This is a genomic window from Microbulbifer sp. ABH2_005 (genome assembly GCF_056160005.1).
This window is the reverse complement of sequence record NZ_JBSWWI010000001.1, coordinates 3,700,861-3,712,500: the sequence shown is the minus strand read 5'-3', so window position 1 is coordinate 3,712,500 and position 11,640 is coordinate 3,700,861. Positions and strand designations below refer to the sequence as shown.

General features: G+C 51.9%; 9 protein-coding genes and 2 rRNA genes (1 of these 11 only partly in view). 3 read left to right on the top strand and 8 right to left on the bottom strand.

The annotated features are described in order from the left end of the window. Nucleotides 1–593: ribosomal RNA gene (locus tag ACXAFI_RS16060) — 23S ribosomal RNA — on the top strand (it extends 2,288 nt beyond the left edge of the window). Between the two features lie 204 nt (nt 594–797). Continuing rightward, a 5S ribosomal RNA gene (gene rrf, locus ACXAFI_RS16055) occupies nt 798–913 on the top strand. 815 nt (nt 914–1,728) lie between these two features. On the opposite strand, the gene ACXAFI_RS16050 is transcribed toward rrf, so the two are convergent. The 5 genes from ACXAFI_RS16050 to ACXAFI_RS16030 form a co-directional block, all read right to left on the bottom strand. Then, complete coding sequence (locus tag ACXAFI_RS16050) at nt 1,729–3,141, bottom strand: M20/M25/M40 family metallo-hydrolase (RefSeq protein ID WP_152451272.1); 1,413 nt, start codon at nt 3,139–3,141, stop codon at nt 1,729–1,731. A gap of 41 nt (nt 3,142–3,182) precedes the next feature. Further along, on the bottom strand, nt 3,183–3,521 hold the full coding sequence (locus ACXAFI_RS16045) for a hypothetical protein (RefSeq protein ID WP_444920999.1): 339 nt from the start codon (nt 3,519–3,521) through the stop codon (nt 3,183–3,185). A gap of 2 nt (nt 3,522–3,523) precedes the next feature. After that, nucleotides 3,524–4,291 carry a TSUP family transporter gene (locus ACXAFI_RS16040; RefSeq protein ID WP_475109607.1) on the bottom strand — a complete coding sequence of 256 codons (768 nt, stop codon included), beginning with the start codon at nt 4,289–4,291 and terminating at the stop codon, nt 3,524–3,526. Next, nucleotides 4,278–4,907, bottom strand: a complete 630-nt coding sequence (locus ACXAFI_RS16035; protein ID WP_444921000.1) for a 1-acyl-sn-glycerol-3-phosphate acyltransferase — start codon at nt 4,905–4,907, stop codon at nt 4,278–4,280. The genes ACXAFI_RS16040 and ACXAFI_RS16035 overlap by 14 nt, the downstream gene beginning before the upstream one ends. Before the next feature lie 70 nt (nt 4,908–4,977). Further along, complete coding sequence (locus tag ACXAFI_RS16030; protein WP_475109606.1) at nt 4,978–6,561, bottom strand: peptide chain release factor 3; 1,584 nt, start codon at nt 6,559–6,561, stop codon at nt 4,978–4,980. Nucleotides 6,562–6,844: 283 nt separating this feature from the next. Here ACXAFI_RS16030 and ACXAFI_RS16025 point away from each other — a divergent pair, with 283 nt between their 5' ends. Next, nucleotides 6,845–8,608: an aminopeptidase P family protein gene (locus ACXAFI_RS16025; RefSeq protein WP_475109605.1), complete on the top strand. Its 1,764-nt coding sequence runs from the start codon at nt 6,845–6,847 to the stop codon at nt 8,606–8,608. A gap of 70 nt (nt 8,609–8,678) precedes the next feature. On the opposite strand, the gene ACXAFI_RS16020 is transcribed toward ACXAFI_RS16025, so the two are convergent. The 3 genes from ACXAFI_RS16020 to ACXAFI_RS16010 form a co-directional block, all read right to left on the bottom strand. Continuing rightward, nucleotides 8,679–9,350, bottom strand: a complete 672-nt coding sequence (locus ACXAFI_RS16020) for a response regulator (RefSeq protein WP_475109604.1) — start codon at nt 9,348–9,350, stop codon at nt 8,679–8,681. Between the two features lie 5 nt (nt 9,351–9,355). Continuing rightward, entirely contained in the window at nt 9,356–10,777 is a 1,422-nt protein-coding gene (locus tag ACXAFI_RS16015) for an ATP-binding protein (RefSeq protein ID WP_475109603.1), read from the bottom strand. A gap of 284 nt (nt 10,778–11,061) precedes the next feature. Continuing rightward, nucleotides 11,062–11,622: a hypothetical protein gene (locus ACXAFI_RS16010; protein ID WP_475109602.1), complete on the bottom strand. Its 561-nt coding sequence runs from the start codon at nt 11,620–11,622 to the stop codon at nt 11,062–11,064. Nucleotides 11,623–11,640: the final 18 nt, after the last annotated feature.

Below are 11,640 nucleotides of genomic sequence, written 5' to 3'. Positions count from 1 at the left end.
TCATGCAATGAGCATAATGGTATAAGTGCGCTTGACTGCGAGTCAGACATGACGAGCAGGTACGAAAGTAGGTCATAGTGATCCGGTGGTTCTGTATGGAAGGGCCATCGCTCAACGGATAAAAGGTACTCCGGGGATAACAGGCTGATACCGCCCAAGAGTTCACATCGACGGCGGTGTTTGGCACCTCGATGTCGGCTCATCACATCCTGGGGCTGAAGCCGGTCCCAAGGGTATGGCTGTTCGCCATTTAAAGTGGTACGCGAGCTGGGTTTAGAACGTCGTGAGACAGTTCGGTCCCTATCTGCCGTGGGCGTTGGAAATTTGAGAAGAGTTGCTCCTAGTACGAGAGGACCGGAGTGAACGAACCTCTGGTGTTCGGGTTGTCACGCCAGTGGCATTGCCCGGTAGCTATGTTCGGACGGGATAACCGCTGAAAGCATCTAAGCGGGAAGCCTCCTTCAAGATTAGATTTCCCTGACTCCTTGAGAGTCCTAAAGGGCCGTGGAAGACTACCACGTTGATAGGCTGGGTGTGGAAGCGTTGTGAGGCGTTGAGCTAACCAGTACTAATTGCCCGTGCGGCTTGACCATACAACAGAGATGGTTACTAACGACTAGCTAAGCTAGCGGATTGTGAGCAAGAGACATACAATCGCTTGCGGTGTATTACTACAGATTGTTTTACCGACTTATTTGGGTTGACTGTTAACTGCTAAAAAAGCAGTGGCAAACGAACAGTCAAACGGCAGCGCAGGGCAAACGCCCATAAGACCAACGCCAACCCAAGCCAGTTTGCCTGACGACAATAGAGTTGTGGAACCACCTGATCCCTTGCCGAACTCAGAAGTGAAACGCAACATCGCCGATGGTAGTGTGGGGTCTCCCCATGTGAGAGTAGGTCATCGTCAGGCTTCTAATCCGAAAGGGCCACCCAATGGGTGGCCCTTTTTTTATATGTGAAAAAATAGTTAATAAAAATAATAAAAGCAGAAAATAAAAAAAGAGTTGGAAGAAAAATCCGCTCTGGAGAAAAATAAAACACCGGCCAACTTCCAGCCGAATTTTTACTCGCAATACTTCCGCTGAAAAATCCAACTCGATTAAAATCCTAATAAACTAGAAAACTTCCTCAAACCACTGGAAGATTTCTAACTCTATAAATAAAGTACTTTCCTGATAAATTTTGCAAACATAATAAAAATAAGTAATGCAGAAGACACGCTGCTTTATTTAATCTGTCGCCTGCCTATCCCAAAAAAATCCGAAATTTAAAAATAATTTACAGTACAGAAAGTCATTGCGCTGAAAAATTGACACAACAATACCAATAAAAAATTCGGTGATTTTTTACACGTTTTGGTGATCCCAAGCAACCACGGGCCCTGGCGCGGATATACCGCAGTTATGCACAAGTCTATCCAGACTTTCTGTTAGTAAAGCCAGCCTGTGGAAAGTGGATAAATGGCTGGTGCTTTTTTACCCGTTGAAAAGGGCCCCACGGAAACAGGGGCCTGAGCGTGGATATCCCGGAGTTATACACAGGTCTGTCCATGGATTCTGTTAGTAACAGCCTGTTAATAGAATTGTCACTATGGGGAAACAGAGATGGGCTGTTAGTTTGTGAATAACTTAGAAGTGGTACAAACATGGAAAAACAGCGATAGGGAATTAAGATATAAAAAAGCCCCACCTAGTGGGGCATTTTCTTCTGCTTCGCGGAGCTAGTTTATTTTTCCGCCTTTACTGGCACTCGCCCGAAGTTGCCCTCCATTTCGGTAGCCAGGAAGGACATCACTACCCAGGCTGCAACGTTTTGGCGCAGGTTCTCAGGCTTTACCTTATCCAGAGTATCGTTGGGGGTATGATGATAATCAAAGTAATCGGTGCCATCCTGGTATAAGCCGAAAGCGGGAACCCCTTCAGCTACAAATACACTGCTGTCTGGTCCGCCATAGGACTGGTTATTGCCGCGTTCAATACCAAGGGGCGCCAATAGTTGCATCATTTGATCGGCAATATCGAACTTGTTCTCCGGCAAACGTGTGTCAAAACGCCAGATCTTACCAGCGCCAAAATCAGACTCAGAGATGGCAATAATGTTATCCAGCTCGTGGCGGTGTGCATCTAGGTACTGCTTGGCACCGACCAGGCCTATTTCTTCAGCGCCAAAGAGGACTACGCGTAGGGTGCGGCGCGGGCGTACTGGGAGTTCTGCAATCAGACGAGCGGTTTCCATTACAATGGCGACACCGGCGCCATCATCCAGCGCGCCTGTGCCTTCGTCCCAAGAGTCCAAGTGTGCGCCAATAATCATGACCTCTTCAGGGTTCTCGCGACCGGTGATCTCACCGATTACATTAAATGAGGGGCCATTACTGTGACGCTGGTTGTCTATATCGAGCTTCACTTCCACGGGTTTGCCACGACTCAACATGGCCTCTAAGAGATTCGCATCTGGGGCGGACAGCGCCAGTGCGGGTACCGGGTTTTCGATATTGTCGATGGACATCATGCCGGTGTGAGCAAAGCGGTCAGAGTCAGTGCCCACGGAACGTAATAGTAGCGCTGCGGCGCCTTTCTCTGCAGCTGCGCGCATACCTTTACTGCGACCTTGCACAGCGGGGCCGTAGCCCTCTCCCGTACGCGCTTTTGCCATACGCTTATTGATAAAGGCAATTTTTCCCTTCACCTGTTTGGGTGAAGCCTCCAGCAAACTCTCTACATCGGGAAATTCGACGATCTCTGCAGTGAGGCCACCTTCGGGAGTTGCTACGCTGTAGCCCAAGGAAGAAACCACCAGCGGTTGTGGGTAGGGGGAGACTACCTGGGCGTGCGCATGTCCTCGTGTCCAGCGGGGGACTTCGATTTGCTCTGTATAGACTCTGTCGAATCCCAGGGATTTCATTTTTTCCTGGGCCCAGGCCACTGCGCGCTCATCACCTTCGGTACCCGCGCGACGGGGTCCCACTTCCACGGTCAATGACTCAACGATGCTATAGGCATTGGAGGAAGCCAGGGCGCGATCGCGCAGCACTTCGGCCACAGACAGGTCTTCCTGGGCCAGTGGCTTTGCTTGGGCGATACCGATCGCTGCGGTTGCAATAAGACCCCCAGTAAGGGACAGCAATGGTTTAAACATATGTTTATCCTTGATTAACACTCGTTGACTCAAGATTTTGATTATTTGTTAGGTGTATTGATCAGTAGCTTACTGCGAATCTGACGCAGCTGTTCCAGCCCCTTCTCGGTGAACAAATAGGGCGGGCTATCGCTGGACTCGTGCTCTTCTATTTCCAGGCACTTGAGGCGCATCTTTTCCAGTTCTGGATCGTGGCGCATTGGAATTGCTACCAAAGCACGCCACTCACTTTCACTAGCTTGGCCGGTAATGGCATCTTCGAGGCCTTTAATAAAACTAGCCCTGTCCATACGAAAGCGCGGGGTGCGCAGGTGCATCAAAGTCCAGATGACAATCACAAAAGCACAGAAGGACAGCAGCAAGGTAAGGAACAGGGTCACTTTTACGGCTCCAGAAGCAATTTTATCGCGATGGCCAGGGTAACGAAAATAATCACTGGCTTAATTAATCTGGCCCCATGGGCGATAACCAGGTTTGATCCGAGCCTGGCACCGATAATCTGGGCGGCAGCCATTGTGATGCCTAGTATCAGGGAAAAGTGGCCGCCCAGCATAAATATCGCTAGTGATGTGATGTTGGTGGCTAATACTAGCGGTTTGGTCGATGCAGTGGCTTTACGCATGTTGAAACCGAGTAGCCCGGCGAATGCCAGGGCATAGAATGCTCCCATACCGGGACCAAAAAACCCCCCATAAAAACCAATTCCACCACCGATTAGTAGGTTAAAGGGCCCCGAGCCCATTCTCGGCTGGGAATCGATATCGGAAATTCGTGGTGAAAAAGAGAAATAGAGGGCGATGGCAATAATTAGTATCGGTAGAAGTGTTTCCAGTGTTTCAACTCCGAGTTTGGTGACTGCCCAGGTACCTAGGCAAGAGCCGATCATTGCAGCCACCAAGCCGGGCCACAGAGGCCTGAGTTGTAAGTGCCCTTTTTGGAAGTAGTTAAAACTGGATGAGAGAGTACCGAAGACGGCCTGGAATTTATTGGTGCCTAGGGCATCCAGCGGCGGGAGGCCAGCCCATAAAAGTGCGGGCAGGGTAATCAGGCCGCCGCCACCGGAGATGGCGTTGATAAAGCCCGCGGCGAAAGCCACCGCGGTAAGTATCAGAAGTGTGGTGAATGTTAAATCGTTACTAAGTTCTATCACGGGAGGATTCACTGCCCTCCGAGGTATCGGTTTCCATATTGTGGTGGAAACCCTGGTATTTACTGAAGCGATACTGGATTTCTCTCATATCTTCGTCCAGATTCCCGGTGGGCCAATAGAGCGAATCCAAACAAAAACGTTTGCGGGAAAAGTCCCAGGCGATTAGTAAAATTGGTACTTCCGCAGCGTAGGCGATTCGTAGGAAGCCGCTCTTCCACTTGGTGACTTTCTTTCGAGTGCCTTCCGGGGTGATGCCCACCCACATTTTTTCATTTTTCCGATACTGTGTGGCAACCTGTTTGGCGATCCCCCCGGCGGAACCACGGTTGGTGGGCACGCCACCGAGCCACATAAAGAGCCCTTTAAATGGAAAGAAAAAGGCTTCTCTTTTCATCAGCCAGGAAATCTTCACGCGATAAGCCATGATAAAAGGCATGGCCACGATAAAATCCCAATTGGACGTGTGCGGAGCCAGAGCCACCATTACCTTTTTTTCAGCTGGAAAAGTGCCCTCCAGTTTCCAGCCCATCAAGCGTATTATGATCTTGCCAATAGCGGCGGTGATGCTATTGCCGAGACGGGGGATTTCTACAGGTAAATCAATTTGCTGACTCATTATCGGTATCTCAATCTACAGCTCATGCGTTCCGGGAGGAAATACTTCCTCCACGAATAATGCCGGTAAATTAGTGTTCGCGAGTTGCATAGAAGCGAATATCTGGATAACGCTCTTCAGCCAACTGCAAGTTCACCCGGGTGGGCGCCAGGTAGGTTAGGTGTCCGCTGCCATCTATAGCGAGGTTGGTGCTCGCTTTGCGTTTAAAGTTTTCCAATTCTTTGACGCTTTCGCTTTCCACCCAGCGGGCGGTATTCACATTGACATTTTCGTAAATGGCTTCCACCTTATATTCGTCCTTGAGGCGGTAGGCGACCACTTCAAACTGCAGAACACCCACGGCACCAACAATAATGTCGTTGTTGTCCAGTGGGAAAAATACTTGAGTGGAGCCCTCCTCAGAAAGCTGCTGCAAGCCTTTTTGCAGTTGCTTTAATTTCAGTGGGTCTTTTAGGCGAATACGGCGGAATAACTCGGGGGCAAAATTGGGGATGCCGGTAAATTTTAGGGGCTCGCCTTCGGTAAAGGTGTCGCCGATCTGGATAGTACCGTGATTGTGCAGGCCGATAATATCGCCGGCAATAGCCTCTTCCACATGGGTGCGGTCGCCAGCCATAAATGTTACCGCGTCGGCAATTTTTACATCTTTACCGATGCGCACATGCTTCATTTTCATACCCCGGGTATAAGTGCCGGAACAAACACGCATGAAGGCGATACGGTCGCGGTGCTTGGGGTCCATGTTGGCCTGGATCTTAAACACAAATCCGGAGAATTTTTCCTCGTTCGGCTCGACCTGGCGCTCCTGGGTAGCGCGAGACTGCGGGCCTGGCGCCCACTCTACAAATCCATCGAGCATTTCACGCACACCGAAATTTCCGAGGGCGGTGCCGAAAAATACTGGAGTGAGTTCACCAGCCAGATAGGCTTCCAGGCTGAACTCGTGGGTAGCGCCGCGCACCAGTTCGATTTCCTCGCGGATGTCCTCAGCGTATTCACCGAGTAGCTCATCGGCTTCGGCAGAGTCGAGCCCTTTGATCTGAATATCGTCGGGAATGGTGTGGCCCTGGCCCTGGGTGAATACATGGATGGTATCGGTGTAGAGGTTATAAACCCCTTTAAAGCTTTTGCCAGAACTGAGAGGCCAGTTGATCGGTGCGGCCTGGATATTCAGGACTTCCTCAATTTCATCCATCACTTCGATGGGGTCGCGAATATCCCGGTCCAATTTGTTGATGAACGAGAGAATCGGTGTGGTGCGCAGTCGGCACACATTCATCAGTTTGATGGTGCGGTCTTCGACACCTTTAGCACCGTCGATCACCATCAATGCCGAGTCCACTGCGGTAAGTACCCGGTAGGTGTCTTCGGAGAAGTCCTCGTGTCCAGGTGTATCGAGTAGGTTAACCGTGCGCTCTTTGTAGGGAAACTGCATGACCGAAGAAGTAACCGAGATACCTCTCTCCTGCTCCATGGTCATCCAGTCGGAGCGCGCGTGTGGACCTTTTTTGCCCTTTACCGAACCTGCCAGCTGAATGGCATTTCCGAATAAAAGTAGCTTTTCGGTCACGGTTGTTTTACCGGCGTCCGGGTGGGAAATAATTGCGAAGGTGCGGCGGCCGGCAAAGCCCGCCAGGGAAGAACTCTGGCCCATATTTTAAGGTTCGATCACTCGATATTCGGAAGAAAAACAGGCCTGCATTATACACGCCGGCACTGCTACAAGGGTGGGGTATACTGCGAAATTGGTCTCTAAAACTGGGGCATATAAACCATTTCGGTGGTGTCAATGGGCGGAGCTGCCAGCGCGGCTGGCACTCCAGAACATCTTTTTGAATCAATTCGACTTTTCAGTCGAGTCAAGGTCATCACAAAGAGCAGCAGCTGGTCACTCGGCTGCATAGGTGGCTTGGGTGCTGGAAAACCATGGGGGAAGTATGAGTCAGGAACGATTACAGCTATTGCGGGAAGAGTTGCGGCGACAGGGCGTGGAGGCTTTTCTGGTTCCCCGGGCCGATGAGTATCAAAACGAGTATGTGCCTGCGGCAGATGAGCGCTTGGCCTGGATCACTGGCTTTACCGGATCAGCGGGTATGGCGGTGATTGGACTGGATAAAGCAGCCCTGTTTGTGGATGGTCGCTATACCCTGCAAGGTCAGCAGCAATTGGGGGATTTGCCGATCGCTCTGGAGGACCTAAGTAATCAGGTCATCGCCAAGTGGGTGGGTGATCAGTTGAGCGCGGGGCAGTCGCTGGGTTTTGATCCTCGTCTACATACCGAGCCGGGGCTGGCGCTGTTGAGAGAATATCTGGCTGAACGGGATATCGCCCTGAAGCCCCTGGAGCAGAACCCAATTGATACGATTTGGCGGGATCGACCGGCCTCTCCCAGCGGTCAAGCCTGCCCCCACCCCTATGTGTTTACCGGGGAGCACTCCAATGACAAGCGCCAGCGTATCGCTAGGCTTTTGGCGGAAAAACGTGTAGACGCCTTGTGGCTACCAAACCCCGAGAGCTGTGCCTGGCTGTTTAATATCCGTGGTGACGATATTCCCCACTTACCTGTGGCGCTTTCCAGCGGGGTGCTTTTTAGGGACGGCAGTGCAATTTTGTATCTGGCCGAGCAGGCGGTCGGCGAAGGGCTTTTGGAGCATCTAGAGCGGGAAGTGATGGTGGTGACTGAGAAGGGCCAACTGTTTGAAGGTTTGCGTCGCCGCCATGTGAATAGAATCTGGGTAGACCCTGCGATCAGTAATTGCTGGACCCTGCAGCAGCTGCGCGCCCTGGATTTACAGTTGCTGTTGGAGCGGGACCCGGTGACACAGGCCAAGGCGTGCAAAAATGCCGTGGAGTTGGCAGGTTCCAGGGCGGCGCACGAGCGCGATGGTGCAGCACTGTGTGAGTTCCTGGCTGAGTTGCCCACTGCGGTGGAAAAAGGGTTGGATGAACTTGCGGCGGTGAAGTTGCTGTATAGCAAGCGCGAGGAGCGGGAAGGCTTCCGCGGCAACAGCTTTGAGACAATTTCCGGTTACGGCCCCAATGGCGCCATAGTGCACTACCGGGTGAGCCCGGAGTCGAGCCTGAAAATGCCGGCAGAGGGGATTTACCTGTGTGATTCCGGTGCCCAATACCCCGATGGCACCACCGATGTCACCCGCACGGTGGCCTTGGGCGAAATTCCCGTGCTTGCACGAGAGCACTTTACTCGAGTGCTGAAGGGGCATATTGCTATTGCCACTCTACGTTTTCCGCAGGGCACCTGTGGAGAACAGATCGATGCGATTGCGCGCAGATCCCTTTGGGATGTGGGTTTGGACTATGCCCATGGAACAGGCCACGGTGTCGGCAGTTTTCTCAGTGTGCATGAGGGGCCGCAGCGTATCGGTAAAGCGATCACCAAAACCCCGCTGCAACCGGGCATGATTCTCTCGAATGAGCCTGGTTTTTATCTCACCGGTCAATACGGTATCCGTATTGAAAATCTGGTGTTTGTAAAAGAGAGTGCGGATTATCCTGGATTTTTGCAGTTTGAGGAGTTAACCCTGGTGCCGATTGACCGGGAGCTGATCGATATAGCACTCCTTTCCTCCCAGGAGCGGGATTGGTTGAATCGCTATCACCAACGTGTTCGGGAGGCCGTTACACCGCTGGTAAGTGAAAAAACCGCTTCCTGGTTACAGGCGGCCACCGAGGCTTTGTAGTGCTATCGCTGGGAGCCTGGCTCCCAGCTTTTTTCAAAGTAAAGTGAGCTGAGTATTTGCACGGTAATAATTACTGCACTTCAAATTTATACCCGGCTCCATAGACAGAATGGATTAATTCCTTATCCGGTAGCAAGGCCGCAATTTTCTTACGCACTTTTTTAATGTGGCTGTCGATGGTTCGATCGCTGATTACCCGGTAGTCCGAATAAATACGGTCCATAATTTGGTCGCGTGAAAAAATACGGCCGGGCTCACTATAAAGAAGCTCGAAAAGGTGAAACTCCAGTGCGGTTAAGCCTACATCCTGCCCCCCGATTAGCAGCTGGCCGGTGCTACACTTCAGTTGGATCTCTCCGTATCTCTGCTGCTCTGAACTGTGAGTGCGACGCAAAACGGCTTTGACTCGGGCCACAATTTCCCTGGGGCTATAGGGTTTGCATACATAATCGTCCGCGCCAACCTCTAAACCGCGTAAGCGGTCCACCTCTTCAATTCTAGCGGTCAGCATAATGATCGGCACGTTGCTGTAGCGGCGGATTGCCGTGCAAATCTCCAGGCCGCTTTTCCCTGGTAACATCAGGTCCAGCAAAATCAGGTCTGGGGGTTGGGCGTCAACATGGGGGATGACTTCATTGCCATTGGTGAGTATGTCGGCCTGGTAACCGGCTGCTTCAAGATAATCCAGCAGCAGGTTGGCCAGTTCTGTTTCATCTTCGACAATTAAAATCCTTGCGGCCATTATTCCTACCATTTAATCCTCTCGGTGAGAGGGAGAAAAATACTAATTTCCAGACCACCCAGGCGGGATGGGCCGGCGGAAATACTACCCTCGTGGGCTTTAACAATATTCTGGCAAATCGACAGCCCCAGACCCGCACCTCCGGTTTCCCGACTGCGTGAGGCGTCGGTGCGGTAGAGGCGGTCAAAAAGGTGGGGGATGTCCGCACTGGTGACCCCGGGGGAGGAGTCGGCAAAGGTGATAATAGCTGTTTGCGCTTCTGCGCGGGCAGCGATTTTTAACTGGCCGCCACTGTCGGTATAGCGCAAGCTATTGGTGAGGAGGTTGCCAAACAGCTGTTGTAAACGCGCCTCATCGGCGTAAATGAATTTATTTTCACCCAGCTCACACTGTAATTGCAGGTCGATATTTTTCTGGGCAAAAGCACTTTTAAAATCCTCTACCACCCTGGTCAGCAGTGGTCCAAGGGGGAGGTCGGATTTGCAATAGTTCAAGGCGCCGGCATCAGAGAGAGACAGTTCATAGAGATCATTGATCAAACGGCTGAGCTGGCGAATCTTATCGTGCAAAATATTGAGGTTTTCCGGTGTGGCTGTGCGTACACCATCCTGCAACGCTTCAATTTGCCCTTTGAGTACTGCCAGTGGTGTACGTAACTCATGGGAAATATCGGCCATCCAGCGATTGCGCGCGTGTTCATTGGCTTCCAGAGTTGCTGCCAAACGGTTGAAGTCTGCACTCAGCTGGCCCAGTTCATCACGTCTCTCGATATCGATTCGGGTTTTGTAGTCTCCCGAAGTGAGACGGTGGGTTGCTTCGGCCAAGCGGCGGATAGGGCGTACCAACTGCCAGGCCAGGGGCAGGGCGATGGCCAGGGCAAGAACAAAAGTGGCGATGGAAATCAGCGCAAAAGTGCGGGACAGCTCCCGAATAAAGCCCTGTTCGTAATTGTTGGAAAGGGCGGGAGGGGGGTTGATCGTGAGATAGCCGACGGTTTTACCTTTCACTTGAATGGGCTGAAAAAGTAATTCCTTCGCTGGGGCTGGACGCCCAATGACCAGCTGTTTTTCACTATCGAACAGACTTAGGCGGGGGCCCAGTTGGTTACCCATGGGGGGGCGATGCCTTGGACCTGCCCCCGGTGGTGGGGGTGGAGGGCGGTGCCCCAGTTGTCTAAAAATGGTTTGTCGGTGCAGGTCCACCCATTCCGAGCCATTGGCTTCCAGTGATTGCCAGCTGCCCTTGCGACTATAAAAGCGCTCCAGTGCCTGCACCAGCCCCTCTACATCACGCAGCTCCTGTGCGCGCATATAAGCCTGGAAGCCGTGGCTGAAACTCCACTGGAAGAATACAAACATACCGCCGACCGTAATTGCTGTAGTCAGTAAAAAGGCCAGGCTGAGTTTGTTGCGAATATTTAATGACATCTTTTATGTAGTCCTTCCTGCGGACAGTCAGTACAGCGGACTCTCCCGTTCCGCCACTTCGGGCATTGCCCATGCGGGTGATTACCCAAGCGTACACCTACAGTAAATAGGTGGGCAATCTAAGTTGCTGCCTACTATCAGTGCAGAAGTAAAAGGTAAACGGCTTTCGAAATTCATAGTCAATATATCTTTGCGTCTGCTTTCAACAGTCATTCTGAGAAGCGACTGTGCCGAATTTTCTCCGCGCAAGTTTGGTGAAAAACAGCGGGGTAATCACCAGCTGCTCACCGGCCATTATGGGCTATACCGAGCGAGGCGTTCCCCTTTTCATCGCCCTCACTTGGGCCAATAGGTGAAGTGGAAAAGCGGTGCAGAACAAAGTTGTCCTTATCGCGCTGGATAAACAGGGTTGCCAAAACCCGCTTGCCGCCGCGACTCCAGGTGCTGTGGTCGTGCGCATTAAGAGTCACAGTAATTTGGTTGAAGCCCGGCTTCAGTAGTTTCTCCGGCAAATGTACGTCGGCGGCGTAAAGCCGCTGTACTTTTTCACCGTTGATATAGAGATGTGCGTGCCCCTCCAGGAAGTGTTGGGGCTTATCGCTGGCATAACGGGGCGACTCCAGTTCAAAGCGGTCATAGGCAATATGTAAATTAAAACCGGACATGCGATCCCTGCTGATATCCAGTTCAATTCTCGGTGCGGCCATATGCACGGGGATTTCTATGACAGGGTGTTGATCGCCGTTGTGACCCGTATGAGGGTTGGGCTGGGCCGACAGTGTGGGACTGCACGCCGCTATCAGCCAGGCCAGGGACCCGGCAGTAAAATACCTGTGCATTTTCATAAGCTGCTCTCTCCTGGG